22 protein-coding genes and 3 pseudogenes are annotated in these 25,948 nt (G+C 71.6%); 15 read left to right on the plus strand and 10 right to left on the minus strand.

What is annotated here, in order from left to right; all coding sequences use genetic code 11:
* Nucleotides 1–5 precede the first annotated feature (5 nt).
* The 4 genes and pseudogenes from QC385_RS19885 to QC385_RS19900 all read right to left on the minus strand — a co-directional run bounded on the left by QC385_RS19885 (nucleotide 6) and on the right by QC385_RS19900 (nucleotide 3,304).
* Nucleotides 6–1,166 (minus strand): oxygenase MpaB family protein, encoded by a 1,161-nt coding sequence (locus QC385_RS19885; protein ID WP_279542662.1) that lies wholly within the window; start codon nucleotides 1,164–1,166, stop codon nucleotides 6–8.
* Nucleotides 1,167–1,264: 98 nt separating this feature from the next.
* Nucleotides 1,265–2,307 (minus strand): annotated as a pseudogene (locus QC385_RS19890) (polyprenyl synthetase family protein).
* The gene (locus QC385_RS19895; protein ID WP_279542663.1) at nucleotides 2,297–2,575 is read right to left on the minus strand and encodes a polyprenyl synthetase; all 279 of its coding nucleotides are present in this window, start codon (nucleotides 2,573–2,575) and stop codon (nucleotides 2,297–2,299) included. The pseudogene QC385_RS19890 and the gene QC385_RS19895 overlap by 11 nt, the downstream one beginning before the upstream one ends.
* A gap of 210 nt (nucleotides 2,576–2,785) precedes the next feature.
* Complete coding sequence (locus QC385_RS19900; RefSeq protein ID WP_279542664.1) at nucleotides 2,786–3,304, minus strand: GNAT family N-acetyltransferase; 519 nt, start codon at nucleotides 3,302–3,304, stop codon at nucleotides 2,786–2,788.
* 327 nt (nucleotides 3,305–3,631) lie between these two features.
* Here QC385_RS19900 and QC385_RS19905 point away from each other — a divergent pair, with 327 nt between their 5' ends.
* From QC385_RS19905 to QC385_RS19915, 3 genes are all read left to right on the plus strand, one after another.
* Nucleotides 3,632–4,150 carry a hypothetical protein gene (locus QC385_RS19905; protein ID WP_279542665.1) on the plus strand — a complete coding sequence of 173 codons (519 nt, stop codon included), beginning with the start codon at nucleotides 3,632–3,634 and terminating at the stop codon, nucleotides 4,148–4,150.
* Between the two features lie 68 nt (nucleotides 4,151–4,218).
* Nucleotides 4,219–5,061: a phosphotransferase enzyme family protein gene (locus QC385_RS19910; RefSeq protein ID WP_279542666.1), complete on the plus strand. Its 843-nt coding sequence runs from the start codon at nucleotides 4,219–4,221 to the stop codon at nucleotides 5,059–5,061.
* Nucleotides 5,062–5,157: 96 nt separating this feature from the next.
* Nucleotides 5,158–6,711, plus strand: a complete 1,554-nt coding sequence (locus QC385_RS19915; protein WP_279542667.1) for a hypothetical protein — start codon at nucleotides 5,158–5,160, stop codon at nucleotides 6,709–6,711.
* 4 nt (nucleotides 6,712–6,715) lie between these two features.
* Here the strand turns inward: QC385_RS19915 and QC385_RS19920 are convergent, their stop codons facing one another.
* The gene (locus QC385_RS19920) at nucleotides 6,716–7,156 is read right to left on the minus strand and encodes a MarR family winged helix-turn-helix transcriptional regulator (protein ID WP_279542859.1); all 441 of its coding nucleotides are present in this window, start codon (nucleotides 7,154–7,156) and stop codon (nucleotides 6,716–6,718) included.
* Nucleotides 7,157–7,260: 104 nt separating this feature from the next.
* Here QC385_RS19920 and QC385_RS19925 point away from each other — a divergent pair.
* From QC385_RS19925 to QC385_RS19955, 7 genes and pseudogenes are all read left to right on the plus strand, one after another.
* Nucleotides 7,261–7,914: pseudogene (locus tag QC385_RS19925) on the plus strand (maleylpyruvate isomerase family mycothiol-dependent enzyme).
* 298 nt (nucleotides 7,915–8,212) lie between these two features.
* The gene (locus QC385_RS19930; protein WP_279542668.1) at nucleotides 8,213–9,052 is read left to right on the plus strand and encodes a UbiA family prenyltransferase; all 840 of its coding nucleotides are present in this window, start codon (nucleotides 8,213–8,215) and stop codon (nucleotides 9,050–9,052) included.
* A gap of 161 nt (nucleotides 9,053–9,213) precedes the next feature.
* The gene (locus QC385_RS19935; RefSeq protein WP_279542669.1) at nucleotides 9,214–10,302 is read left to right on the plus strand and encodes a type III polyketide synthase; all 1,089 of its coding nucleotides are present in this window, start codon (nucleotides 9,214–9,216) and stop codon (nucleotides 10,300–10,302) included.
* On the plus strand, nucleotides 10,299–10,817 hold the full coding sequence (locus QC385_RS19940; protein ID WP_279542670.1) for an isoprenylcysteine carboxyl methyltransferase family protein: 519 nt from the start codon (nucleotides 10,299–10,301) through the stop codon (nucleotides 10,815–10,817). Before QC385_RS19935 ends, QC385_RS19940 begins: the two co-directional genes overlap by 4 nt.
* A gap of 10 nt (nucleotides 10,818–10,827) precedes the next feature.
* Entirely contained in the window at nucleotides 10,828–11,883 is a 1,056-nt protein-coding gene (locus QC385_RS19945; protein ID WP_279542671.1) for an NAD(P)/FAD-dependent oxidoreductase, read from the plus strand.
* Nucleotides 11,884–12,229: 346 nt separating this feature from the next.
* Entirely contained in the window at nucleotides 12,230–13,009 is a 780-nt protein-coding gene (locus tag QC385_RS19950) for a hypothetical protein (protein ID WP_279542672.1), read from the plus strand.
* Between the two features lie 146 nt (nucleotides 13,010–13,155).
* Nucleotides 13,156–15,111, plus strand: a complete 1,956-nt coding sequence (locus tag QC385_RS19955; RefSeq protein WP_279542673.1) for a spermidine synthase — start codon at nucleotides 13,156–13,158, stop codon at nucleotides 15,109–15,111.
* 57 nt (nucleotides 15,112–15,168) lie between these two features.
* On the opposite strand, the gene QC385_RS19960 is transcribed toward QC385_RS19955, so the two are convergent.
* On the minus strand, nucleotides 15,169–16,074 hold the full coding sequence (locus QC385_RS19960) for an NAD-dependent protein deacetylase (RefSeq protein ID WP_279542674.1): 906 nt from the start codon (nucleotides 16,072–16,074) through the stop codon (nucleotides 15,169–15,171).
* Nucleotides 16,075–16,239: 165 nt separating this feature from the next.
* On the opposite strand from QC385_RS19960, the gene QC385_RS19965 reads away from it, so the two are divergent.
* From QC385_RS19965 to QC385_RS19975, 3 genes are all read left to right on the plus strand, one after another.
* Complete coding sequence (locus tag QC385_RS19965) at nucleotides 16,240–17,286, plus strand: glucose 1-dehydrogenase (RefSeq protein ID WP_279542675.1); 1,047 nt, start codon at nucleotides 16,240–16,242, stop codon at nucleotides 17,284–17,286.
* Between the two features lie 28 nt (nucleotides 17,287–17,314).
* Nucleotides 17,315–17,824 carry a gluconokinase gene (locus tag QC385_RS19970; RefSeq protein WP_279542676.1) on the plus strand — a complete coding sequence of 170 codons (510 nt, stop codon included), beginning with the start codon at nucleotides 17,315–17,317 and terminating at the stop codon, nucleotides 17,822–17,824.
* Between the two features lie 146 nt (nucleotides 17,825–17,970).
* Nucleotides 17,971–19,284 (plus strand): phytase, encoded by a 1,314-nt coding sequence (locus QC385_RS19975; RefSeq protein WP_279542677.1) that lies wholly within the window; start codon nucleotides 17,971–17,973, stop codon nucleotides 19,282–19,284.
* Between the two features lie 33 nt (nucleotides 19,285–19,317).
* On the opposite strand, the gene QC385_RS19980 is transcribed toward QC385_RS19975, so the two are convergent.
* The gene (locus QC385_RS19980) at nucleotides 19,318–20,187 is read right to left on the minus strand and encodes an NAD(P)-dependent oxidoreductase (RefSeq protein WP_279542678.1); all 870 of its coding nucleotides are present in this window, start codon (nucleotides 20,185–20,187) and stop codon (nucleotides 19,318–19,320) included.
* Nucleotides 20,188–20,261: 74 nt separating this feature from the next.
* On the opposite strand from QC385_RS19980, the pseudogene QC385_RS19985 reads away from it, so the two are divergent.
* Nucleotides 20,262–20,435, plus strand: a pseudogene (locus tag QC385_RS19985) (MerR family transcriptional regulator); the annotation flags it as partial.
* 60 nt (nucleotides 20,436–20,495) lie between these two features.
* Here the strand turns inward: QC385_RS19985 and QC385_RS19990 are convergent.
* The 3 genes from QC385_RS19990 to QC385_RS20000 all read right to left on the minus strand — a co-directional run bounded on the left by QC385_RS19990 (nucleotide 20,496) and on the right by QC385_RS20000 (nucleotide 24,718).
* On the minus strand, nucleotides 20,496–21,683 hold the full coding sequence (locus QC385_RS19990; protein WP_279542679.1) for a serine hydrolase domain-containing protein: 1,188 nt from the start codon (nucleotides 21,681–21,683) through the stop codon (nucleotides 20,496–20,498).
* A gap of 96 nt (nucleotides 21,684–21,779) precedes the next feature.
* Nucleotides 21,780–23,018: a PP2C family protein-serine/threonine phosphatase gene (locus tag QC385_RS19995; RefSeq protein ID WP_279542680.1), complete on the minus strand. Its 1,239-nt coding sequence runs from the start codon at nucleotides 23,016–23,018 to the stop codon at nucleotides 21,780–21,782.
* 350 nt (nucleotides 23,019–23,368) lie between these two features.
* A complete protein-coding gene (locus QC385_RS20000) occupies nucleotides 23,369–24,718 on the minus strand; it encodes a mucin-1 (RefSeq protein WP_279542681.1) in 1,350 nt (449 codons plus the stop codon).
* A 179-nt stretch (nucleotides 24,719–24,897) separates the two neighbouring features.
* On the opposite strand from QC385_RS20000, the gene QC385_RS20005 reads away from it, so the two are divergent.
* On the plus strand, nucleotides 24,898–25,920 hold the full coding sequence (locus QC385_RS20005; RefSeq protein ID WP_279542682.1) for a LacI family DNA-binding transcriptional regulator: 1,023 nt from the start codon (nucleotides 24,898–24,900) through the stop codon (nucleotides 25,918–25,920).
* Nucleotides 25,921–25,948: the final 28 nt, after the last annotated feature.

The following is a 25,948-nucleotide window of genomic DNA, read 5'->3' on the forward strand; positions in this document are numbered from 1 at the left end:
GGCGATCAGGAGACCGTGGCGGCCGGTGGTGTCCATCGGTGGCCGCGGTGTGCCGTGCTGGAGATGCCGTAGTCCTTCTTGAGCTGTTCGGGGATGGCGTAGTGCATGACGCGTCCTCGGGTCAGGGAGGACAGCTCCAGGACGGTGGTGAGGTGGCCGAGGCGGTCCAGGGCCCAGGCGCCGAACGGGGAGCGGTCTTCGATGGTTTCGAGAACACCGAGGAGGTGGGGTACGGCCTTGACGACGGTGTCCCACGGGGTCTGCGGCACGTCGAGCCAGTCGGCGCAGGTGTCGCCGACGAGGTGGCGGATGAGAGCGGAGACGATCGGGTCGAAGAAGGTGCCGGGCACCACGTCCTCGTAGAGGTCGATGAGCTGCCGGGTCAGGTGCGCACCCTCCTCGGAGGGCCCCATGTGCCGGACCATGTACAGGTCGAGGAAGGTACGGGCCTCCTCCAGCGTCTCGGGGACGGCGTCCTGGTCGACGCCGAGCATGGCACCGACCACGCGCCAGGCGTAGTAGTAGGCTTCGGCGCCTTCCTGGGACATGTGGATGCCGAGGCGGTGCAGGCTGTCCAGGACGAGCAGGGAGAAGAACATCTGCCCGCCGATCATGTCCTCCTGGCAGATCGGCGTGCCCAGCGCGGTGGTGTCCCACCGGTCCTCCCGCTCGAGGTGGTGGCGGATGGAGGCGTGCAGGAGGCGCACCTTCTGGGCGGCGGGGATGAAGCGGCTGCCGGCCTCGAAGGCGTCGGGCTGCATCAGGTAGACGGTGAACTGACCCGTCTCCGCCATCCGTTTGGACGGGTACTTCAGTCCGTGGGTGGCCGACAACAGCTTCGCCACGTGCGGGACGACGTAGCAGGCGGGCATGGAGGCGAACGACAGCGCGGTGGAGATGTGCACGTTGTTGTCGATGAAGAACAGCCGGGCCTTTTCCATCTCCGCCCAGCCGACCCAGGAGGGCGGAGCGGCCGTGGCCTCCAGGTACTCCCGGGCGACGTCGGGCAGCCCGGCCGGCAGGGGAGCGCCGGCGGTGGAGACGTAGCGCATCAGGGTGTTGAACGTGCCCACCTGGCCGCGCTCGAAGAGGGCGGCGACGGTGGCATCGGCGAGTTCGTCACCCGCGTGCCGCAGGGCGTCCATCGATGCCTCGGTGTAAGTCACGGCGGGGCTCCTTGTCTTGTCGGACCACCGACGGCCGGCGGGAGGGCCGGCTGCCGGACAGGGCACGGGTCCCGCACCCGCTCGGGCGGTGCGAAGGGTCAGGACGGGCGGTTCGCCGCGGAGTGCGCCAGTGCGGTCAGGGCGCTGGTGGCGGGTGCCGGTGCGTCCAGCTCGTGCAGGGCACCGAGCGCCTGCTCCACGCGTGCGCTGATCATGCCCTCGATGCGGTCGGGTGCCTTCAGCCCGCGCATCACCTCGCGCACCGAGTTCAGCTCCTCCGCGTCCAGGCGGCGCCGGCCGAGCAGGGCGCGCAGCCGTTCGCGGTCGGCGTCGCCGGCGAGGCGCCAGGTCTCCGCCAGCAGGGCCGTGGGCCGGTTGCCGCACACGTCGTCGGCGTTGGCCTTGCCGGTGCGTTCCGGGTCTCCGAACAGGCCGAGCAGGTCGTCCCGCAGCTGGAACGCCTCGCCCAGAGGCAGCCCGTACGCCGAGTAGCCCTCGTGCAGCCGCCCGCTCGCGCCCGCCAGGGCGCCGCCGATCAGCAGGGGCTGCTCGACGGTGTACTTGGCGGTCTTGTAGCGGACCACCTTCAGCGACGCTGTCGTGTCCGGACCGGCTCCGGTGCTCAGAATGTCCAGGCACTCGCCGGCGACCAGCTCACGGGCCATCACCGACCACAACGGGCGAGCCCGGGCCAGGTACGCGGCGGGCAGACCGCTGGTGGTGAACAACTGCCCGGCCACTCACCCACCAGCATCGCCAACGACCTGGCGGCGGCGTCGGCACGCGGACGCCGCCGCAGCGCGCCACGCAGGGCGACGTGGACCGTGGCCCGTCCGTGCCGCAAGGAGCTGTCGTCGATGAGGTCGTCGTGCACGACCGCGGCGGCGTGCACCAGCTCCATCGAGGCCGCCGCCCGCACCAGCGCGTCGCTGTCCGGCTGTCCCGCCGCGCGCCAGCCCCAGTAGCAGAACGCGGCCCGCAGCCGTTTACCGTCCGCGACAGCCGACTCCAACTGCTCGGCCACCGGGCCCAGGAGCGGATCGATCGCCGCGAACTGGTCGGCCTCCTGCGCGACGAACCGGTGCAGCACCTCGTCGACGCGGGTCTTGAACGCGGCCGGTTCCCACCGGTCAGACCCCATCGGCGGCCTTCCGGTCCATGGCGTGCCGGGCGAGGATCTCCAGATGGGCCGGGGGTACGGCCGCGTACCGGTCCAGTACCAGGCGCCCACGCGCCAGCAGCTCGCTCTCGGCCTCCGCCGCCAGCTCCGCGGTGTCCGAGCGACGCAACAGCCCCCGCACCGACCCGACGGCAGAACCCAGCGTGCTCACCGCCAGATCGGCAAGCCCCGCCACCAGCAACACCGCCTGCTGGTCCAACCCGTCCCGACGTCCCGCTTCTCGCGTCATGCTCCCCCACCCACACGCATCCGGGCGGCGCCGGTCACGCGCCGTCCTTCCGAGCATCGGGGCGAACCGGGCGCGAGAGCGCGACAACTCACCATCGAGTGATCACGTCGCACGACTGTGCGGATGGCTGTCGCTGTAGCCCCGAGCCGCGAACTCCGTCTTCGGCGCCCGCCTGGGGCGGTGACAGTCAAGACCCGTGGTGCGGTGCGGTCATCGCCTGATGTTCCGGTGCCATCGAATCTCGCCTTCGTGCCATTCGTCGGTGGGTGTGAGCCCGGCGGCGGTGGCTACGGCGGCGGATGCCTGGTGGTCGGGGTGGATATGGGCGATGACGGTCCGCACGGGCTGCCGGCTGAGCCAGTCGACGAGTCCTCGGGCGGCTTCGGTGGCGATGCCTCTTCCCTGCCACGGAGTTCCCGTCACCCAGGCGATCTCGGCGAGGGAGTCGCGGCCGGAGTGGCTGATCGTCGCCTGGACCGTGCCCGTCAGGCATGCCTCCTCGCGGAGGCTGATCACCCAGTTCAGCCAGGAGACTGCCGGATCGGGAGAGCCCGCGGTCATGCGCTGGTAGCGCGAGCGCAGAGCTCGGGGGGTGTCCGGGGCGCCGCCGATGAAGGCGTGCAGTGCCGGATCGGACAGCACCCCGGTCATCTCCTCGGCGTGCTCGACCCGAAGCGGCAGCAGGTCCAGTCGCCGAGTGCTGATGGCCTGGGCCGCGATGGTGCTCACGCCACGACCGCCTCGGGGTGCTCGGCGAGGTGGGGCGCCTTCACGGTCCGCCACCGCCGGATGGGGTTCGTGGCGCGCAATGGAATCCAATGCTCGGTGGGGAAGTCGCGAGGACCAGAGGGGGCCCCGTGCACCTGACGTGCTTCCGCATTCCCCGGGTCGCCAGGGGCACGAGGTGGAGGTACAGCGTACAAACAGCCGAACGTCAGATGTCGCCCATGGCCTGAACGCGCCTTACCGGGCTCGGCCCCGGCACCCCGGCCCTCTCTCAAGAGTCGGGGTGAAACCCGGTCGACCGGGACGCACCGTAGAGGCAATCATGGGCGAGTGACATCGACCGAAGCGGCAGCCATCGCTCTACAGGACCATGCCGCCCTCTGGAGCGTGGGAGAAATCCGCGCGAGCGATGTCGTCGAAGCCGCCTGTGACGCGCTCGTCGCCGGACTCGACACCCCTGGCCTTCGGACCCTCGCCGCCTGCACGCGCGCCGAAGCGGACTACGACGTCCACGAGTTGCTCCCCGTAGCACTCGACGAACTCGGTCTCACCTTCTACCCGGCCGCCGGCGATGCCGGCCGAGAGGACGCCGCCCGAGCGCTCGCACGCCGCATGCTCGCCGGCGAGCTGACACCCCGGGAGCTCACCTCCCGACTTCACCAGCGCTTCGGGCATGAACTGCCCCTCACCGAGCGGCTCGCCGAACTCGATGACGAGTACGACGTCCTCGAATACGGCAACCAAACTGTGGACCGGGTCGATGCCGAGGTCACGGCCGAAGCCCGCCGCCTCGCAACCCACCCCCACGTTCCAGCCGCCCTGAGGGGGCAGACCGCCGACACTTGCTAAGGTGCCGCAGGTTCACCGCTTGGAGAGTCAGGGCAGCACAGCGCTCAGGGGAGAGGGGCCGGGCGACGATGCAGGCGTCGGAAGTCCCGCGTGCGGTGGCCGCGGCCATGTCGACCGCCTCATCACTTGGCCTGACAGCCGACGACGCGATCGTTCTTCATGACTCGAACAAGCTCACCCTGCGGCTGCTGCCTTGTGACGTCCTGGCCCGGGTGGCACCCGTAGCGGACCAGGTCGCGCGGTTCGAAGTCGAGCTCGCTCAGCGGCTCGCCGAGTCCGGGTGCCCTGTGGCTGCCCTCGAGCCCCGAGTGGAGCCACGCGTCCATGAGCGTGACGGCTTCGTGGTCACGCTGTGGACCTACTACGAACCCGTGGCGCCCCGCGAGGCCCCACCAGCCGACTACGCCCATGCGCTCGAGCGGCTGCACGCCGGCATGCGCAAGCTCGACGTCCCGACACCGCACTTCACGGATCGAGTCGAGCAGGCCCAGCAGCTCGTGGCGAACCGCGACCGCACTCCGGCGCTCGCCGACGCGGACCGGGAACTGCTCGGCGACACGCTGGGAAGCCTGAGACGAGTGATCGGCGAGCGCGGCGCCGCCGAGCAGTTGCTGCACGGCGAGCCGCACCCGGGCAATGTGCTCACCACCGAGAACGGGTTGCTGTTCATAGACTTTGAGACGTGTTGCCGTGGGCCGGTCGAATTCGACCTCGCCCATGCGCCCGAGGAAGTCGGCGAGCACTATCCGGGAGTCGATCAGGACTTGCTGCGCCAATGCCGGCTCCTCGTGCTGGCGATGATCACGACGTGGCGCTGGGACCGGGGCGACCAGTTCCCGAACGGGCGCCGGATGGGCACGGAGTGGCTCGGCCGGATCCGAGCGGCAGTCGATCGCAACGGCCTGGACTGATCCTGGGCACGCGGATGCACGGGGTGACGTTCGCCGGCTGGTTCCGGGACGCAACGCGAGACGCAACCTTGGGGACGCCTCGCGCATCGAACGTGCATGAACCCTAAGCGCACGGTGTTCGGGGCAGTGCCGGCCGTCGTGGTGCTCGCCCTGGCACCCAGTGCGATCGCCGGAGACGACAATCCGGCTGTGACACCGTCCCCCCTGCCAACTCGGGCCTACGCGACGATCAGCGCCGAAGAGCAGATCAACGTGGGGTCGGAAGCGCGGTCGGCCACCGTGGGCTGGATGTTCTGGGACGGTGGGGCGCAGGTCCCCGTTCCCGAGAACGACTCGCTCGTCATCGATGCGCGTGACCTGGCGGGCATCGCGAGCGTCACGGTCGACGACCCGCGGTGCGAGGAGGACGCGCGAGTCTTCACCTGCGCCAACAAGGGTGCCTCGCAGAGCCGTTCGGTCGAGTTCACCCTGCGTGCGGACCCGGGCGCCGCATCCGGCGTCAGCGGCACCATCGGATACACCCTCACCGCGGACCGTGCCACCGGCGCCACCGCGAAGGCGAAGGTGGTCGTCGGCACCCCGGACCTGGTCGTCGGCAGGGTGCCGGACGTGACGCACGCCAGGATCGGTTCCCGGATCAAGGTGCCGCTCCGGCTGCGCAACACCGGTGATCTCGCCACCGACCGGCGCATCATGGTGCGTTGGGAATCGGTGGGCGGTCTGGTCTTCGACCGTAAGTTCTCCAACTGCGCCTACGGCGAAGGCGATGATCCCGGCGAACCCGGCAGCCAGGCGTCCGTCACGTGCGTCTTCCCGGTCTCCTCGGACGCCGTGCCCGCGGGAGGCACCGTGGAGCTGAGCAGCCCCCTGACAGCCACGGTCGGCAAGCGCGTCCTGACCGCCGTGACCGACTACTCGGTCCGCCTGCTGAAGCCGCGCGAACAACCCGGCGGCGGTGGTCACCAGGGCACCGGGCCGGCGCTCACCCTGGTGCGCGCGTCCGGAGGGGGAGGCGGATTCGAGAACGGTGCCGAGGGCCGGTTCACCGTCGCGGCCGACAACTCCGCGGATCTCGCGGCCGATGCCACGGCAAAGCCCGGACGCAGGGCGGGCGAATGGACCCTGGGCATCAACGCCGTGAACCACGGACCGGCCTCCGCCTACGGGATCGGCGACAAGGCCGTCGCCGAGATCGACGTCGTCCTGCCCAAGGGTGTGGTCGCCACCGGTACCGCTCACATGGAGGAGGAAGAGAGCCCTTACGGCCCCTGCCGTCTCAGGGGCAGCACCACGACCGCACCGTTCGAGGCGGGCCACCGGCACTACGTGTGCACCGCGCCGTTCGGAATCGCCGCAGGCAAGAGCCAGCTGTTCGAACTGCGGGTGAAGTCGGCCAAGGGCTACGACGGTGCCAGGGGCACGGCGACCGTGCGTCCCGGCCCGGCCGGCATCCCCCTTCACGACCCGGACACCTCCAACGACCGTGTCACCTTCGCCTTCGGCACGCCGGCCCCACCGACCGCCGCGGCACCCTCCGGCGACACTCCGGCCGCCACGGGCGCGGGCCGTACGCTCATCGCCACCGCGGCCGGAGCCGCTCTGCTGGGCGCCGTCGTCCTCGTGGTCCGCCGCCGCAGGCGTACCCGCTGAACGGCTACCCCCAGGGGTCGGTGATCTGCCTCAGCAGAGTCAGTGCCTCGCGCAGCTGTTTCATCCGCCGCTTGCCGATGTGCTGCTCCCACTCCTTCTCCACCTCGGCGACCACCGCGTCGGCGATCTCCTTGGCCGCCCAGGCCTTCTCCGCGCCACAGACCAGGCGGGCCCGCTTGTCGGTCGGATCGGGTACGCGGGTGACGTAGCCCGCCTTCTCCAGCTGGTCGACGAGGAATCCCGCGGTCTGTTTGGTGATCTGGGCCTGTTCGGCGAGTTCGGTGAGACGCGTGCCGTGAGGGCCGATGCGCTGCATGACGCGGGCCTGGGCGGGCGTGAAATCGTCGAATCCGGCTTCGGCGAGCGCGGCGAAGACGCGGTTCTCCAGGGCCCGGTAAGGCAGGAACAGGAGCACGCCCGTGTTGAGCTCGCGTTCCGTCACCATCTCCGGCTCACTTCCCGCACCACCGTCGTGCATGTCCCGATTCTTGACATTGGTCAGATTCACTGACTACTTTGGTCAGAGAAGCTTACCATTTGAGGTGGGTGATGGTCGTGGGTGCGGTGCTGGACACCGACGAGCTCTGGCAGATCGTCGACCAGGAGCGGACGTGCCTGGCCGACCTGCTGGAGGGCCTGAGTCCACAGGAGTGGCAGGCGCGCTAGCGGTGCGGGGACTGGCGGGTGCGGGACGTGGCCGCGCATCTGACCATCGCGGCGCGTTTCTCGTACGGGCAGGTCGTAAGGGAGATGTTCCGGGCCCGCGGGAACTGGAACCGGATGATCCACGACTCGGCGGTGCGCGAGGGGGAGCGGCCCGTCACCGAGATCGTCGCGGACCTCCGCTCGATCGTCGGCTCCCGCCGTCTCGCACCGACCACCTCACCCCGCGAGCCACTCCTCGACCTCCTCGTCCACGGCCAGGACATCGCCCTCGCGCTCGGCCGGACACGCGAGATGCCCTTGTCCGCCGCCCGTGACGCCGCCGACCGCGTATGGACCATGCGCTTCCCGCCACGTCCTTGGCCCCTGCCGAAGGCCCGGCTCGTCGCCACCGACATCGAGTTCACGCGCGGGGAGGGCCCGGAGGTGCGCGGTCCTGTCGCGGCCCTGCTCCTGCTGCTCACCGGCCGTCCGGAGGCGGCCCGCGAGTGGGCCGAGCGCGCGGGGGAGACGTGGACCGGCGTCACGGCTCCGGGGTAACCCCCCCCCGCCTCCGGAGCGGCGCAAGGACGCCAACCCGCCGTCCGACTACGTCGTGCACTCCTCCTCGGGCGGGCGACATGCCCGTTCCACCGGATGCCGGACCACCCCGTGTGAGCGGGCGGGCAACGTGGGACCGATGGTGCATGCGCAACGTGATCACCGGTGACGACGGGCCGTGGTCCTGGGCGACCGGAAACGGAGCGGAGGAGTGCGGCACAGGGACCGTGCCGCGCCCCCGCACGGTGTCCCGCGCCCTCGGTGGGGCGAGCTGCCAGGCGCTGGACGCGGAGGGGCGATGCCCGTGACCGCCGACACTGCCCCGGCGCGCCCCGGACCACCGCGTGCGCTCGCGCTGCTCTCCGCCGCCCACGGCGGGCCCGCTCTGGCCGTCACCGCCGTCACGGGCCTGCTGACGCTCCGCGGCGGCCTGCACCCGCTGGACGCCGCCGCCGTCACCGCGGCGGTGTTCGCCGGCCAGCTCACGATCGGCTGGGGCAACGACCTGCTCGACCTCGCGCGCGATCGCGCCGTGGGCCGCACCGACAAGCCGTTGGCCATCGGCACCCTCCCGGCCGGCTGGGTGGCACGCGCTCTCGTCGTGGCCGCTCTCGCCTCCCTCGTGCTGTCAGCGCTCGCCGGCTGGCGCAGCGCCCTGGTCAATGTCGTCCTCGCCACCGGCGCGGGCCATGCCTACAACGCCGGGCTCAAGGCGACCCCCTGGTCATGGGTGCCGTACATGTGCGGCTTCGGCATCCTGCCCTCGGTCGTCACCCTCGCCGCCTCGCCCCCTCACTGGGCGCCCTGGTGGATGACCGCCGCCGGCGCCGCGCTCGGCGTCGGAGCGCACTTGCTCAACGTGCTGCCCGACCTCGCCGACGACGAAGCCACCGGGGTCCGCGGCCTGCCGCACCGGATCGGTGAACGTCCCTCGCGCGCCCTGGCCGCCGCTCTGCTCACGACCGCCTCGGTGCTCGCCGTGACCGGTCCCGCCGGATCCCCTCCGGCGTGGGCATGGACGGCCCTGGCACTGGTCACCGTCCTCGCGGTGCTCTCCTGGTTCGGCCGAGGGCGCGCCCCCTTCCGTGCCGCGGTGACCATCGCCCTGCTCGATGTCGTGCTGCTGACGGTCGCCTGATGGCACCGGCACACACCGCTCCGGCCGGCGCCGGCCCGGCTCGCGCCGCGACCGCCCCGGCCCTCCCGCCCCAAGTCCTGCGCTCACCGTCACGGTGGACCTCATGCCCGGCCTCGTCCGGGCCCTCCCCCGTGCCCCACCGCACCGTCCCAGGAGCCAGCATGACCATGCGCGTCCTCAGTGTCCGCGGCACCCTGCCCGAGCACCGCCACCGACAGGAGGAGATCACCGAGTCCTTCACCGCCACGCTGGTCGGGGAAACGGTCGACCGCGGTGTCGTCGAGCGGCTCCACCGCAACGTGTGCGTCGAGACCCGGCACACCGTGCTGCCGCTGGAGGAGTACGGCCGGATCGAGGACTTCGGCCAGTCGAACGACGTCTTCATCCGGGCCGGCGTAGAACTCGGCGGCCGTGCGGTCGTCGACGCGCTCAAGAGCGTCGGCCTCACACCGGCCGACGTCGACTACATCGTCTCGTGCACGGTGACCGGCCTGGCCGTGCCCTCCCTGGAGGCCCGGGTCGCGGCGGAGATCGGGCTGCGCCCCGATGTGGTGCGCCTGCCCCTCGTCGGCCTCGGCTGCGTCGCCGGCGCGGCCGGCATCGCCCGCCTCAACGACCTGCTGCGCGGCCGCCCCGACGCCGTGGCGGTGCTGATGTCGGTCGAGTTGTGCTCGCTCACGCTCCAGCGCGACGACACCTCGGTCGCCAACGCCGTGGCGAGCGGCCTGTTCGGCGACGGTGCCGCCGCCGTGGTCGCCGTCGGCCACGAGCACCCCCTCGCACGGACCGACGACCCCGCCGCCCCCGGAGTGCTCGCCTCACGCAGCCGCCTCTACCCCGACTCCGAACGCATGATGGGCTGGGACGTCGGCTCCGGCGGCTTCAGAGTCGTCCTGGACTCCGCGGTCCCCGATCTGGTGCGCCGGTACGTCGGCGACGACGTCCGCGGCTTCCTCGCCGATCACGGACTGACCAGCCGCGACATCGACTGGTACGTCGCGCACCCCGGCGGCCCCAAGGTCCTCGAGGCGTTGCAGGACGCCCTCGGCGTCGAGCGGGAGGCGCTGGGCGTGACCTGGGACTCGCTGCGCCGGATCGGCAATCTGTCCTCCGCCTCGGTGCTGCATGTCCTTGCGGACACGCTCGCCGACCGCCCGCCCCCGCCCGGCTCCTACGGGCTCATGCTCGCCATGGGCCCGGGATTCTGCTCCGAACTCGTACTCCTCCGCGCCCCGGGTGGTGGACAGTGAGCAGCGAGACCTGGTTCACCGTCCTGGTGCTGGCCGTGGGCCTGGAGCGGGTCGCCGAGCTGGTCGTCTCCCAGCGCAACGCCGCCTGGAGCCTCGCGCGGGGCGGCGTGGAGTCCGGGCGGGGGCACTACCCGTTCATGGTGGTGCTGCACACCGGCCTGCTCGTCGGCGCGCTCGCGGAGGTGTGGCTGCGCCGGCCGGACGTCGTACCGGTGCTGGCCTGGTCGATGCTCGCCTTCGTCGTGCTCGCGCAGGGGCTGCGCTGGTGGTGCATCGCGACACTGGGCCGGCAGTGGAACACCCGGGTGATCGTCGTACCCGGTGCCGCGCGGGTGACCGGCGGACCCTACCGCTGGATCCCGCACCCGAACTACGTCGCCGTCGTCGTCGAGGGGCTCGCGCTTCCCCTCGTGCACTCGGCATGGATCACGGCGGTCGTCTTCACCGCGCTCAACGGGCTCCTGCTCGCCACCCGCGTCCGCGCCGAGGACGCCGCCCTGACGCGGCTGGCCTGAGGAGGCACGCATGGATCTGCTCGTCGTCGGCGGGGGACCCGCGGGCCTGGCCACGGCCTTGCACGCGGCCCGTGCGGGGCTCGACGTCACCGTCTGGGAGCAGCGCGCCGGCGTCGTCGACAAGGCGTGCGGCGAGGGCCTGATGCCGGGCGCCGTCTCCGCGTTGGCCGCACTGGGCGTGCACCCGCCGGGGCACTCCCTGCGGGGCATTCGCTACGTCGCCGGACCCCGCCGCGTCGACGCCGACTTCAGAGCGGGCCCCGGGCGCGGGGTGCGTCGTACGACACTGCACGCGCTGCTGCGCGAGGCGGTGCTGGCAGCGGGCGTACGTGTCGACCAGCGCACCGCGCGTCACGTCGAGCAGGACCGGGACGGGGTGGTGGTCGACGGCACGCGCGCCCGTCACCTCGTAGCGGCCGACGGCCTGCACTCGCCGATCCGCCGCGCCCTCGGGCTGAACCGGCCGCGCCGGTCCCCCTTGCGGCACGGGCTGCGGCGTCACTACGCGCTCGCCCCCTGGAGCGACCACGTCGAGGTGCACTGGGCCCGCGAAGCGGAGGCCTACGTGACGCCGGTGGCCGACGACCTCGTCGGCGTCGCGGTGCTCACCACCACCCGCCGGCCGTTCGACGACCACCTCGCCGCCTTCCCCGAGCTGCGGGAGCGGCTGGCCGGAGCCGGCGTCGCCGGACCGGTACGGGGGGCGGGCCCGCTCCGCCAGGCGGCGAGCGCGCGTACCGCCGGCCGGGTGCTGCTCGTGGGTGACGCCGCCGGCTACGTCGATGCCCTGACCGGTGAGGGCATCGCGCTGGCGCTCGCGCAGGCGCCCGCCGCGGTGAGGGCCATCACCAGCGGTGACCCGGCGGCCTATGAGGGGGAGTGGCGGCGGCTCACCCGGCGCTACCGCTGGCTGACGCACGCGCTCCTCGGCGCGACGCGCAAGCCCCCGGCCCGCGCAGCGCTGCTGCCCGTCGCGCAACGGCTGCCGTGGCTGTTCTCCGCAGCCGTCGCCGTGCTGGCACGCCCAGCGGACGAGCAGTCCGGGCCCGGCCGGCCGGCCGGGTAGTCGGGCTCCCGGGATCAACGGCGCTTGCATACGGGGTGAGGGCGGGCCAGCCCCTCGCACCGAGGACCTCTTCGCCATGGCTTCATGACGGGACAGGTGCGGGCCGCGTGAAGTCGACTGGCTGATCCGGCTGCGCACCGAACTGCCCAACCTCCGCACAGCCCTCGACTACTGCGCGAGCAGACGCGACCTGGCGGAGGCCGGTACCGAGATCGCCGTCAACCTGGCCCGCACCCGGTGCTGGTTCTTCAGCAGCACGCTGGGGGAGGGCCGCCACTGGCTGGAACGGCTGCTCGCCACCGACCCGGACGGCCCTCACGCCCGGGGCGTACCGGAGGCATCGGCTGTGACGGCCGTGGGTGCGCCGACGCTGATCGTCGGCGCGCTGGCGATGAAAGCGTGGATCGCTCTCTGCCAGGGAGACAACCCCGCGGCCGAGGTGTTCCTGGCCGAGTGCCGTGCGGTGGCCCGGGAACTGCCGGACGGCCCGTCGGTGGCGCCGGTGACGTATATCGAGGGGGCGCACGCCATGCTCGTGCGAGGGGACCCGGCCGGCATCTCGCTGCTGGCCGAGGCGCGGGACCGGTTCCTCGCGATCGGGCAGGGCGGTGACGCCCACATGGCGACGATGCTGTGGGCGATGGCAGAGGCGTTCTTCGGCACCCGCACCTCGGCCTCGGCGGCTCGCGATGTGTACGTCGCGGAGGCCGAGGCCAGCGGAGCCGAATGGGCCCGCACCTGGGCCCAGTGGTGTACCGGGCTCGTCGAGCTGCGACACGGCGAAGCGGAGCGGGCCTTGGCCCCTCTGCGGAAGGCCCTGGCGCGGCAGCATGTCATCGGGGACAGCTGGGGGCCGGTATGGGGCCTGGAGACACTCGCCTGGGCGGTGGCGGCCACCGGTGACTGCCCCCGGGCCGCCCGGCTCCTGGGCGCGGCCCATCGCATGCGCCGGGAGACAGGGGTGGCGCTGATCGGCCTGCGCCCGTTCCACGAGGCGCACGTCGCCGCCGAGCGCCGGGTGCGCGCGTCCCTGGACGCCGAGGAGTACACGGCGGCCTGGTCCCAGGGCGCGTCGGCCGAGGACGGTCTTCGACTCGCGATGAGCGAGGGGACGTTCCGGGTGTGACGCCGCCCGCGCGCACGGGCGCCGCGTGGGAGTGACCCCCACAGTGCGGCACGGCACCTCGACTCACCGCATCGAGGATGGCACCGTAAACCTCCATGAAGTGGACTGAATCAGGGCAATCAGTAGCATCGGTGCGCTGGAGGCTCGTGCTGGCCAGCACCACCATGCTCTTCGTCGAGCTGGCGCTGATCAGATGGGCGGGCGCCAACGTCGTCCACCTGAGCTACTTCTCCAACTTCATCCTGCTGGGATCGTTCCTGGGGATCGGCGTCGGCTTCCTGATCCCCGCCGAGCGCGGGCAGTGGCTCAAGCGCTGGACACCCGTTCCGCTCGCGCTGCTGGTCATTCTAGTGCGCGAGTACCCGGTGCAGGTGCGCCAGAGCAGCAGCGAGGTCCTGTACTTCACCGCCGTGAAGACCACCGGCCTTCCCGAGTGGGTGACGCTGCCGGCCATCTTCCTGCTGACCGCGGTGATCATGGCCGGGATCGGAAAGATCACCGCGGATCTCTTCCGCCTGCTTCCCTCGCTCGACGCCTACCGTTACGACCTGCTCGGCAGCATCACCGGCTCGCTGTCCTTCGCCGTGCTGTCCTGGCTGCGCGCTCCCTCGGTCGTATGGGGCGTCCTCGCCACCGCGGCCCTGCTGGTCCTCGGCGGACGGCGCAACACCCTGCGGTACGGCATCCCCCTCACGGCGATGGTCGCCGCGCTGTTCCTGGAGACGACGACGAGCGGCATCTCCTGGTCGCCCTACTACAAGATCGAACTCAAACCCTCGCCGACCACCACCCGGACCTGGTACATCTCGGCCAACGGCGTCCCCCACCAGAGCACCGCCCCGCGAGCGGTGCTGATGCGGGAGGACTCGCCCTACCGCCAGGCGTACGACCAGACGCCCCGCAACCCGCACAAGCGCGTGCTGATCATCGGCGCCGGCAACGGCAACGACGTCGCGGTCGCGCTCGCCTACGGAGCGGAGCACGTGGACGCGGTCGAGATCGACCCCCGGCTCCAGGAGATCGGCTCACAACTGCACCCGGCGTTGCCCTACGACGATCCGCGGGTGCACGCGCACATCGACGACGGGCGCGCCTTCCTGGAGCGGACGAAGACCAAGTACGACCTGATCGTCCTGGCCCTGCCGGACTCGCTGACGCTGGTCGCCGGTGCGAGCAACCTGCGCCTGGAGAGCTACCTGTTCACCCGGCAGGCCTTCGAGGCGGCGCGCGACCACCTGGCGCCGAACGGCGCGTTCGCCATGTACAACTACTATCGCGAGAGCTGGCTGGTCGACCGCTTCGCAGGGAGCCTCGACGACGTCTACGGTCATGCCCCCTGCATGACGACGTTCAAGAGGAACGCGGCCGTGCTGGTGGCCGGCATGACGCCCGCCGACCAGTCCTGCGCGCAGGACTGGCGGCCCAGCGGCGCGGTTCCGGCGGCCGCGAGCGACGACCACCCCTTCCCGTACCTGCTGCACCGGAGCATCCCCACGCTCTACCTGGGCGCCCTGGGCGCGATCCTGCTGGTGACGCTCCTGTCGGTGCGCCTGACCGGGGTCCGCATCCGCGGCACCCTGCGCTACACCGACATGTTCCTGCTCGGTGCGGCCTTCATGCTGCTCGAAACGAAGAACGTGATCGGCTTCGCCCTATACTTCGGCACGACCTGGCTGGTCAACGCCCTCGTCTTCTTCGGAGTCCTGGTCGCCGTCCTCGCGGCGGTGGAGGTCCGGCGCAGGCTGCGGAAGGTCAACCAACTGCTGCTGCAAGTGCTGCTCTTCGGTTCCCTCGCGGTGGTCTGGCTCGTCCCCGCGGGCGCGGTGCTGTCGCTGCCCTTCGCCGCCCGGCTCGCCGCCGCCATCGCCCTGGCCTTCACCCCGATCTTCTGCGCCAACCTCATCTTCTCGGACCGCCTCGCCCTCGCCCCGGACCCGACCTCCGCGTTCGGCGCGAACCTGCTGGGCGCGATGACCGGGGGCGCGATCGAGTACCTCGCCCTGGTGACGGGCTATCAGGCACTGCTCCTGGTCGTCGCGGCCCTGTACCTCGGGGCGTTCGTCGCCATGCGCTCCGCGGGGCGCGAGCCCGCGGTGACCTGACACGGAGCGGGCCTCAGCCCACGCGCCGGCACGTGCCCCGACGTCGCCCCACCGCGGTCAGCCTCGCACCGCACTCTGGTCGTCGACGGCGATGCCCAGCCGTTCTGCGACGGTCGTGAGTGCCGCTCCCAGCGGGAGCGCGACCCGGGTGACGGCGTGCCGGTCGCCCCTGGTCGGCTCCCGGTTGACGATCAGCACCGGCTTCCCGGCCTCGGCCGCCTGGCGGACGAAGCGGAGCCCGGACATCACCGTCAGTGAGGAGCCGAGAACCAGCAGCGAGGCCGACTCACGGACCAGCTCGCGGCAGTGCCCGACCCGCTGTGGCGGAACGGCCTCGCCGAAGAACACCACGTCCGGCTTGAGGATGCCGCCGCAGCTCGTGCAGGGCACCACGCGGAAGTCTCCGACCTGCGCGTCGGTGAGGTCGGCGTCACCGTCCGGGTTGATTCCGGCGGCCACGGGATCGAAGCCCGGATTGGCCTCCTCCAGGCGCCGGGCGAGTTCGCGGCGCAGACTGAAGGCACCGCAGGCGAGGCAGACGACCCGGGCCAGGCTTCCGTGGAGTTCCACCACGTCCTCGCTGCCGGCGGCCTGGTGCAGCCCGTCGACGTTCTGGGTGATGATCCCCGAGAGCAGGTCGTGCCGCCCGAAAGCGGCCACGGCCCGGTGCCCGGCGTTGGGGCGGGCGCGGCCGAAGGTGCGCCAGCCGAGGTGGCTGCGCGCCCAGTACCGGCGCCGGGCCCGGGCACTGCCGGTGAAGTCCTGGTAGGTCATCGGTGTGTGCCGGCTGAGGCTCCCGCCCTCGCCCCGGTAGTCGGGAATGCCCGACTCCGTGGAGATGCCCGCTCCGCTGAGCACCAGCACACCGCCGGTGCTCAGCACATCGGCGACCGGCTCGGGATCCGTGGTACCCGGCGGCAGGTCCTCGGGGGGCGTCCAGCTCAAGGTGGGGCGCATGCGCATGCCGTCAGGGTACGGAACAGCGGCACTGGGCCGGTCGTGTCCCTTCATGTCGGCCGGTCGGTGCCGAAGACCTCTGGTCGGTGCTGAAAACCTCTGAACGGGACACACGATCAGGCAGCGGCGCGCACTGTCACGCGCCGCCCGACGAGAGGGACGAGGTGGGCGATGCGAGCGTTGACTGTGCGGCCCGGCGCCAGGGATTCCCTGGAGGTGAGGGATGTACTCGACCCCGCCCCGGCTGCCGGCGAGCTGTTGGTGGAGGGCTTGGCGGTGGGGGTGTGCGGGACGGACAAGGAGATCGCCCGAGGCGAGTACGGCTGGGCCCCGCCCGGCCGTGAGTGGCTGGTCCTGGGGCATGAGTCCCTCGGCCGGGTGCGGCAGGCGCCGCCCTCCGCCGGCTTCTCGGCCGGTGACCTGGTCGCCGGGGTGGTGCGCCGCCCGGACCCCGAGCCGTGCGGTGCCTGCGCCCGCGGTGAGTTCGACATGTGCCGCAACGGCCGCTACACCGAACGCGGCATCAAGGAGATCGACGGTTACGGCGCGCAGGCGTGGTGCGTGGAGGCCGACTACGCCGTGAAGCTGGAGCCGCATCTGGGCCGCGCCGGTGTGCTCATGGAGCCGGCCACCGTGGTGGCGAAGGCATGGGAACAGGTGGAGCGTGTCGGTGCCCGTTCGTGGTTCGAGCCCCAGCGCGTCCTGGTGACCGGTGCGGGGCCCATCGGTCTGCTGGCCGCCCTCCTGGGCACACAGCGCGGACTGGACGTGCATGTGCTCGACCGGGTGACCGAGGGGCCGAAGCCCTCCCTCGTACAGGATCTGGGCGCCACATACCACGCGAAGGACATCGAGCAGGTCATCTCCGCCGTGTGCCCGGACGTCGTCATCGAAGCGACCGGCGCCAACGGGCCCGTGTTCGCTTCGCTGACCGGCACCGCGCCCTACGGAGTGGTGTGCCTGACCGGTGTGTCGCCCGTCGGCCGCAGGATGACCGTGGACGCGGGTGCCATCAACAGGGAGATCGTGCTGCAGAACGACGCGGTGGTGGGCTCGGTCAACGCCAACCTGCGTCACTACCGCCAGGCCGCCGACGCGCTGGCCGCTGCCGACCTGTCGTGGCTCGAGCGCATGATCACCCGGCGGGTGCCGCTGGAGCGCGCGACGGAGGCGTTCACGCCGCGACCGGACGACGTCAAAGTAGTCATCGAGCTCTAGGCGACAGGACGCGAAGGGAAGGTTCTGGATGTCTCACCGCACTGCTCCCTCGGTGGTGGTCATGGGCGTGTCCGGCTCGGGGAAGACCACGGTGGGCCGGTTGCTGGCACAGCGTCTCGGTGTCCCTTACGCCGAGGGGGACGACTTCCACCCCGCATCCAACGTGGCGAAGATGCGGGCCGGTCACCCCCTGGACGACGAAGACCGCCGCCCCTGGCTGGACGAGATCGCACGGTGGCTGACCGGTCATGCGGACAGCGGGGGCGTGGTGGCGTGCTCGGCGCTGAAGCGGCGCTACCGTGACCGGCTGGCCTCCGCCGCGCCGCACGTCTTCTTCCTCCACCTCGACGGCTCGCCCGAGCTGATCGCCGCACGCATCACCGCCAGGCGGGGTCACTTCATGCCGCCCGAGCTGCTCCGCACCCAGTTCGCCGACCTCGAACCGATGGGCGAGGACGAAACGGGCGCGGCCATCCCGATCGACGGCACCCCGGAGGAGACCGCCGCCCTCGCGCATGCCGCCGTCACCTCCCCCTGAGCCGTACCGGTCCTACTGTGCTTTCCTGAACGGCAGTTGGCAGGCAAGCGCTCCTTCTGTGATCACGTGTACAGATCACAGTCTCCTGCGCGCAAAGTTCTCCCCGCACGATCGGCATGTCCTCGACCCCGACCAAGGAAGTGCTCGTGAGAACACACCGCATTCCGTGCAGAACCGCCGCCCTCGCCCTGGGCACCGCCGTGCTCACCCTCCTGACCCCCGCCCAGGCCGGGGCCGACGACGGCCTGCCGACGGTCACACCCGTCAGCGAGACCCCGGCCCTCTACGACGACGAGGCGGGCGGCAGCTCCGACGCGGACGATCCGGCGATCTGGCGCAACGCGGCCGACCCCGACCGCAGCCTCGTCATCGCGACCGCCAAGGAGGGCGGCCTGCGGGTGTACGACCTGGACGCCCGCCTGGTGCAGTCGCTGCCGGCGCCCCGCCCGCCCGCCGAGGACGACGCCCCGGGCCGGTACAACAACGTCGACCTCGTCACCGGTCTGCGCACCTCCACCGGCCGGGCCGACGTTGCCGTGGTCAGCGACCGCGGCAACGACCGGTTGCGGATCTACCGCATCGACCCCTCGAAGCCCGGCGGCCCGCTGACCGACATCACCGACCCGGCAGCCACCCCGGTCTTCTCCACCGACCAGGCCGAGATCAACGACCAGCGCACCGCGTACGGCCTCGCCACCTGGCGGGACAAGTCCACCGGGCGCACCTACGCCCTGGTCAGCCAGCGGGAGCGGACGCGCGTCGCGCTGGTCGAGCTGAAACCGACCGAGAGCGGAACGGTCACTTACCAGAAGGTCCGCACACTTGACCTGCCCGCCTCCTTCCGCCTCCCGAACGGCACGACCTGGTCCCCGTGCGCGGAGCCCGGCGAACTCCCGCAGGTCGAGGGCATGGTGGTGGACCCCGCCACCGGCACGCTCTACGCAGGGCAGGAGGACATCGGCATCTGGCGGATCCGCGCCGACCTCACCGGCAAGCCGGTCCTGGTGGACAAGGTCCGCGAGTTCGGCGTTCCCGGCGTCTACGACGAGGAGACCGAGGAGTGCGCGGCGGGCTCCGACCCCGGCTACGGCGGTGACCGGCTGTCCGCCGATGTCGAGGGTCTGACCCTGTTCCAGGAGTCCGACGGCGACGGCTACCTGCTCGCCTCCAGCCAGGGCGACGACACCTTCGCCCTGTACGACCGCGAGGTGAGCGAGGACAACGAGTACGAAGGCGGCTTCCGCGTCGGCGCCGCCTCGACGACCCTGGACGGTGCGCAGGAGTGCGACGGCGCCGCCGTCCTGAACGCCCCGCTCGGCAGCCGCTATCCGAACGGTCTGCTGGTCGTCCAGGACGGTCACGAGACCCCCGGGGTCCCCGACGGCGAAGGCGGCACGCGCACCGCCACCGGATTCAAGTTCGTCGACCTGGGCGACGTGGTGGACGCCGCAGACCTGTGAGCGGCGCACCTCCCCGACGCCCGGCTGCCCGTTTCAGGACGGAGCCGGCTTGCGGAACTGCTCCACCAGCGCCGTATATCCGCTGGCGCCGTGACCGGCGGCCGCCGCGCGCTCGGCCAGCACCTTGACGAGCCTCGGCAGCTCGGCGTTGACGCCGAGCGACTCGCTCTCCTCGACGACGTGCGCCATCGCCGCCAGGTGGGTGTCGATCGTGCCGTCGTCGGCCGGGTAGGTGCCGCGGTCGGCCTGCCGGGCGTAGCCCGGCAGCCAGCCGGCCACCGTGTCGATCGCCGTCTGGGCGAGGGGTAGGTACGCCGTGGCGGACACACCGGCCGTGCCGAGGATCGCGGCGCCGTTGAGGAAACCGTCGAGCATGCCCCACATGAGTACGAGCGTCGCCATCTCGTGCGTGGCCGAGAGTCCGGGGTCATCGCCGAGGTGGAGGCCCGTGCCGAGACTGGCCAGCGTGGACTCGTGGGCGTCGTACAGCGGTCGAGGCCCGCTGTAGGCGAGCACGGCGCCGGTCGTGCCGACGGCCTCCGGGACGGCCATGATCCCGCCGTCGAGATAGCCGCCGCCGCGGCGCGCCACCTCCTCGGCGAGCGCTCGGGCACGCGAGGGCGTGCCCGAGGTCAGGTTCACCACGACACGGCCGTCGAGCGGCCCGTCGAGGACGTCCGCCACGGCGTCGTAGTCCGAGACGCAGACCACCACGAGCGGGGCGGCCGCGAGCGCGGCCGCCGCAGACTCGGCGAGCGTCGCACCCCGGGCCACGAGGTCGTCGGCCCTGGCCGTCGTGCGGTTCCACACGGTCGTCGGATGCCCCGCGCGCAAGAACGCCCCGGCGAGGGCGCTTCCCATCAGTCCGAGGCCCAGAACCGTGACGGGTGTGCCGGTCCGCATCATGTGCTCCTTCTCTGCTCGGTGACACAATCGTCAACATTCACACCGGTGTGAAGGTCAAGGGGGAATGCCCAATGCTGATCGGGGAGTTGAGTCGGCGGACCGGGGTGAACCCGCACCAACTGCGGTACTACGAGGCGCAGGGCCCGCTGGCGCCCGACCGCGCTGACAACGGCTACCGCGAGTACGGCGACGACGCCGTGCTGACCGTCGCCCAGATCAGGAAGCCGCTCGACGCCGGGCTGTCGACCCAGGAGATCGGGTACCTCCAGCCGTGCGTCACCGGCGTGGCCCCCCTGCCCCGAGTTCTACCTGGCCTGTGCGCTCGGGCCGCGGGTGAGCAGGTCGGCGACCCGAACGATCATCTGGCTCTCCTCGCCGTCGCGGGCGGTCGTCGGGTGGTAGGCGAGCACGAAGCGGCGGCGCTGATCACGAGTGGAGAAAGCTGCGTTCTTGTAGCCGTACGTCTCGCCGGTCTTGCCCCAGAGCGTCACGCCGTTGACGGTGGCCTGCTGCAGGCCGGTGCTGTAGCGGGCCGGGGAGCCGTCCAGCATGCGCACGTCGTTCGGCGGCAGCGTGAACATCAGCTCAAGCAGCTCGGGCGGGAGCAACTCGCCGGAGAACAGCGCGGCGAGCATCCGGTCGACGTCGCTCGTGGTGGAGATCATGTCGCCTTCGCCGCGGGAGGAGGACTCGTCGTAGGTGGTGATGTCCCGCAGGGTGCCGTCGGCCATCCGCAGGTAGCCGTGCACGTGCCGGCCGTGGATGCGCGGGTCGTCGCCCGGCACGACGGTGCGAGTGAGGCCCAGCGGGCGCAGGACGCGGGCCGTGACGGCCTCCCCGTACGGGCGGCCGGTCACCTTGTCGATGATCAGTGCGGCCAGCACGTAGTTGATGCCGCGGTATTCCTGCCGGGTGCCCGGTGCGAACTTCAGCGGCCCGTGCGTCGCCGTCGCCACCCACTCCCGCGGTGTCCAGTGGTCGAAGCGGTGGCGGAACACCTCCTCGGCGGTGTCGGGCTCCGGGATGCCGACGTGGTCGGGCAGTCCGCTGGTGTGGTTCAGCAGGTGCTCTACGGTGACAGCGGCGAAGCGGGCGGGCAGCAGCCCCGGCAGGACGCGCCGCACCGGCGCGTCCAGGTCGATCCGGCCCTCCGCCACCAGCTGGAGCACCACCGTGGCGACGAAGACCTTGGTGATGCTGCCGATCCGGACCTTGTCACGTACCGTCACCGGCCGCCGTGTGCTGATGTCGGCCACGCCCGAGGTGCCGCACCAGTGGCCGGCCGTGCCGCCGACTCGCAGCTGGGCCGCGGTCGACGGCGGGTGCTCCAGGTCGTCGATCGCCGCCCGCAGGGCCATGGGATCCAGCGGGGGGAGCAGCGCCGAGGAGGCGTTGGCGCGGCCCGCGGGCAGTGCTGCGGTGGCGGCCAGCGCGGCCGTCCCTAACAGGGCGGCGCCGGTGAAGGCCCTTCGTGACATGCGAGGTGAGGTCATGCCCTCACACTGTCAGCGGGCACGCGTCCCGGGCATCGGGGTACATCCCGGAGCGATCCCCGATCACACCCTGACCCGTCCCGCACCTGTAGGCAGTCATAGGCGGATGATGACGAGGGCGATGTCGTCCGGACCGCCGTCGGCGACGGCGAGGCGGGTCAGCAGCGCGTCGGCCAGCTGGTCGGGGGCGAGGGTGCCGTCCTGGGCGAGGGCTGTGGTCAGGCGGGCCAGGCCTACGTCGATGTCCTCGCCGCGGCGTTCGATGAGACCGTCGGTGTACAGCACGAGCGTGTCTCCCCGGGCGTAGGGCAGCCCGGCCTGCGGGCGGGGAACGTGGTGCGGGCGGGCTCCCAGCGGCGGATCGGTCGCCTGGTCCAGCAGCTCGCAGGTCCCGTCGCCCCGGAGCAGGACGGGTGGCGGATGTCCGGCGTTGCTGTAGATGATCAGCCTGCTGCGGGTGTCGATGAGTACCTTGACCGCGGTGGCGGCCGTCGCGCCTTCCATGGAGCGGGCGTACAGGCCGAGGACCTCCAGGGCCTGGGCGGGGCTGGGGATGGCGCGGATGACCGCGCTGAGGGCGCTGCGCAGCATGCCCATGACCGCCGCGGCGTGCAGACCGTGGCCGACGACGTCCCCGACCGCCGCCGAAAGACGGTCGGGAGGCAGATCGACGACGTCGTACCAGTCGCCGCACACGTTCAGTGACGTGGTCGCCGGCAGGTAGCGCACGGCGATGGTGTCGGGGTGCCGGTCCAGGTCGGGCACGGAGAGCATGGCTTCCTGGAGGGTGACGGCGACCTGACGTTCACGGGCGTGGGCCTGACGCAGTTCCTCGTTCAGCCGGTACAGCTCGCGGGCCCGCACGTACAGCTCGGAGGCCATGCCCTCCTCACGCTCGGTGAGGCCAGTGGTGGGCTCGCGCGCTCGGCGCGCCTGGACGAAGGCGGTGACATCCTCGGCCCGCTGGACGATCCACTTCACCGCACCGTCCGGCCCGGGGAGCGGAGTGTGGATCTTGGACCACCATCGCTCCTCGAACGCACCCGGCCGGCCCGGAGCGGAGATGTCATAACGCTGCAGTACCAGGGTGTCCGGTACCCCGGTGTCCAGGACCCGGAGAAGTGACGCCTTCGGACCCCGTTCCGCGTCGTCGGGGGCGCCGGGATTCTCGGGCAGGGCATCGAAGAAGTGCCTCCCGACCAGGTCTTTCCTGGTCCGCCCGGTGGCCGTCAGGTACGCCGCGTTGACGTAGCGGATCACCAGGTCCGCGTCCAGAACCAGGTACGGGCTTGGTGTGGCGTCGAAGAACGCCGTGAAGTCGATGTCCGCCGTCATCGCGGTCTGCTGTCCTCGGGCGCCCTCAGTGCCTGCGAGCGCGGCTGTGTACACCCCCACTGTACGAGCAGTCCGGTGGCCGGGCTCCCCTGAAGAGGATCAAGGTTCTCGTCCCAGGACCCCGGCCGTGCCCTGGCCGGCCGGCTGTCGCCGCCTCGGGGCCCGCATGACCCGCACAGGTACGGCGACGCGGCCACCCCCAAGCCCTCCATAGTCCGGCTCGGCGGCCTGGTCCGCATCGGCACACTGCCCCGAGCCGCTTCCTGACGGAGACCGTCGGCGGTGACGCTCATGGCCGGGCCCTTCCCGGGTCGTGCCGGGTGGCGGTCAGCGGATGCGGCTCTCGCCCGTCAGGGAGTCGACGGGCCTGGCCAGATGGCCGAGGCGTCGTCGCGGTGGGGGTCGGGCAGCCGGATCGGGCGCACGGGAATGGTGCGTTCGCGTCCGTCGGCGACGGCCTTCCACGGGGCGGGGTGGCCGGAGTAGCACAAGGTGGTCAGGGCGAACACACCGTCTGCGTAGACCTCGACGTACTCGCCGATGGTGAGGATGCGCAGGGAGGTGGCGGGTTCGGTCAGGATGGTCTCGCCGAGCCGGCTCCCGTCGGGGCCGGTGGCCCAGAGGCTCTTGCCGTCGCAGCCCACGACGAGGGCGGGACGGTCGCCGTCCGGACCGGCGGTGCGCAGGGTGATCTCGACGGGCCCCGTTATGCCGATGTCGCCGACCGCGTGCAGGGCGGGCCGGTCCGTCTCCTCGCCGAGCCAGGTGTCCAGGCCGGGCCACCATTCCAGACGGGGCGTCACACCCTCGGCCGTGACCAGGAGTTTCGGCTGGGCGAGCATGCCGCGGCAGCGGTCACCGGTGTCGCTGAGGCCGACGCGGCGGGGCGTGGTGTGCAGCACGACGCGGGAGCCGTCGGGCGCGGCGATGACGCGCGGAGCGTAGGCGCCGGTCGGGCCGAGAGGACCGCGCCGGGTCCAGGGCCCGCGCAGGCGGGGCGCGGTCCATGCCTCGAAGCCGCGGGTGGCGCCGATGGAGCCGAGCAGCAGCCAGCTTCCGTCGTCGAGGCGTTCGAGGACCGGGCACTCCAGTTCGTCGACGTCGCCGGGGGAGATGAGCGGCGGGTGAACGGTCCAGTGCTCCAGGTCGTCGGAGGTGGCCCAGGCGACGCAGCCGCTGACCTCGACCGGGAGGGAGGCGTCGCTGGCGCAGACGGCCATGACCCAGCCGTCCGACTCGTCGTCGCGTACGACGAACGGGTCGCGCCAGCCCATGCGTTCACCGGTGCGGTACCACCGCGGGTCCGCCTCGGCGACCGGTCCGGTCCCGTGGCGCCGCCAGGCCGTGCCGTCGGTGCGCTCGGAGTACGCCAGCCCGACCGACTGGACCGGCCAGCCGCCCGGCGTGAGCCCGCGGACGCCCGTGTAGAACATCGCCATTCCGTCGCCGTGCCGGAGGGGGTGCATGGTCCACACCGCCTGCTGGTCGAACCGGCCGGGCAGCCCGTTGCCGAAGGCGGTGCCCTGCGGCTCCCAGCGGACCAGGTCGGCGGAGGTCGCCCGGCCGTAGGAGGTCTCCATCCGCAGATGGTCGAACTCCGTTGTCCAGGGCCCTTGCAGATGGAGCACCGCGTAGGTGCCGTCCCCGTCCCGCAGCAGGGCGAAGTCGTTCACGCAGAGGCCGGGCGGGGCGTATCGCATGCACAGTTCCTGTCGCTCCGCAGCGCTCAAACGCGTGCGCTGACGCTTGATAACAAAAGGATCTCTTGAGGATCGGCCCAAGTAAATATGAACGCAAACGCTTGCGCAACAAGGAGGGCGGGTTTACGGTCACGTCACCCACAGATCACACCGACGTGAAATCAACGGAGGAACAAGCCGTGACGGCCAGCATCACCGATGTCGCCCGCGCCGCCGGAGTCTCGGCATCCACCGTGTCCCGCGCGCTGCGCGGCCGGCCGGGGGTGTCGGAGGAGGTGCGGGCGCAGATCACGGCCGTTGCCGCACAACTCGGCTACACAGCCTCACGTTCCGCGGCGAGCCTGGCCAGCGGGCGCACCTTCACCATCGGCGTCGTGGTCCCGTATGTCGGCCGCTGGTTCTTCGGCACCGTGCTGGACTCCGCCGAGCAGGTGTTCAGCGCCGCCGGGTACGACGTGCTGCTGTACAACCTCGGATCGCCGGAAACACGCAAGCGTTTCTTCACCAGGCTCCCGGTCCGCAAGCGGGTGGACGCCGTGCTGTCGCTGCTCATCCCTGACGAGGAGGAGTCGGCCGCACTGCGCTCGCTCGGGGTGCCGCTGGCCACCACGGTCGGCGGCACCCGGCCCGGCTTCACCGTCGTCGGCATCGACGACCGGGCCGGAACCGAGAGCGCCGTACGGCATCTGGTCAACCTCGGCCACCGCCGGATCGGCATGATCAGCGGGTCCAGTGGTCCGCTGCACTGGACCACTCCCATCGAGCGGCGCAACGCCTACCTGGACGTGCTCACCGACGCCGGTATCGAACACGACGCGGCCCTGGAGGCGGACGGCGACTACACCGTCGAGGGCGGCGAACGGGCCATGACCGAACTGCTGGCCGTCTCCCGGCCGCCGACGGCCGTGTTCGCGCAGTCCGACGAGATGGCGATGGGCGCCCTGCGTGCCCTGCGCCGCCACCGGCTGAAGGTGCCGGACGACGTGTCCGTCGTCGGTTTCGACGACCACGAACTGGCCGACGTGGTCGGCCTGACCACCGTCGCCCAGCCGGTCGCCGAGCAGGGCGCGGAGGCCGCCCGGCTGCTGCTGCGGCAGCTGGACGACCCGGACGCCGAACCCCCCGCCGAGCAGGTTCGGATGCCCATCCGCCTCGTCCTGCGCGAGACCACAGCCCCGCCGCGCCCCCGCGGACCGCAGTAACCCTCTGAGCCCCACACCCCCACACACT

Origin of the sequence: Streptomyces sp. DH10 (assembly GCF_029813805.1) — a bacterium.
Classification (GTDB): domain Bacteria; phylum Actinomycetota; class Actinomycetes; order Streptomycetales; family Streptomycetaceae; genus Streptomyces; species Streptomyces coeruleofuscus.

Bases quoted from the DNA above. Each gene is read 5' to 3' on its own strand.
- QC385_RS19930 (WP_279542668.1), top strand. From the start codon at position 8,213: ATGCCCGTGACCGCCGACACTGCCCCGGCGCGCCCCGGACCACCGCGT.
- QC385_RS19965 (WP_279542675.1), top strand. From the start codon at position 16,240: ATGCGAGCGTTGACTGTGCGGCCCGGCGCCAGGGATTCCCTGGAGGTG.
- QC385_RS19960 (WP_279542674.1), bottom strand. From the start codon at position 16,074: ATGCGCATGCGCCCCACCTTGAGCTGGACGCCCCCCGAGGACCTGCCG.
- QC385_RS19895 (WP_279542663.1), bottom strand. From the start codon at position 2,575: ATGACGCGAGAAGCGGGACGTCGGGACGGGTTGGACCAGCAGGCGGTG.
- QC385_RS19970 (WP_279542676.1), top strand. From the start codon at position 17,315: ATGTCTCACCGCACTGCTCCCTCGGTGGTGGTCATGGGCGTGTCCGGC.
- QC385_RS19980 (WP_279542678.1), bottom strand. From the start codon at position 20,187: ATGCGGACCGGCACACCCGTCACGGTTCTGGGCCTCGGACTGATGGGA.
- QC385_RS19935 (WP_279542669.1), top strand. From the start codon at position 9,214: ATGACCATGCGCGTCCTCAGTGTCCGCGGCACCCTGCCCGAGCACCGC.
- QC385_RS20000 (WP_279542681.1), bottom strand. From the start codon at position 24,718: ATGCGATACGCCCCGCCCGGCCTCTGCGTGAACGACTTCGCCCTGCTG.
- QC385_RS19990 (WP_279542679.1), bottom strand. From the start codon at position 21,683: ATGACCTCACCTCGCATGTCACGAAGGGCCTTCACCGGCGCCGCCCTG.
- QC385_RS19945 (WP_279542671.1), top strand. From the start codon at position 10,828: ATGGATCTGCTCGTCGTCGGCGGGGGACCCGCGGGCCTGGCCACGGCC.
- QC385_RS19910 (WP_279542666.1), top strand. From the start codon at position 4,219: ATGCAGGCGTCGGAAGTCCCGCGTGCGGTGGCCGCGGCCATGTCGACC.
- QC385_RS19920 (WP_279542859.1), bottom strand. From the start codon at position 7,156: ATGGTGACGGAACGCGAGCTCAACACGGGCGTGCTCCTGTTCCTGCCT.
- QC385_RS19995 (WP_279542680.1), bottom strand. From the start codon at position 23,018: ATGACGGCGGACATCGACTTCACGGCGTTCTTCGACGCCACACCAAGC.
- QC385_RS19915 (WP_279542667.1), top strand. From the start codon at position 5,158: ATGAACCCTAAGCGCACGGTGTTCGGGGCAGTGCCGGCCGTCGTGGTG.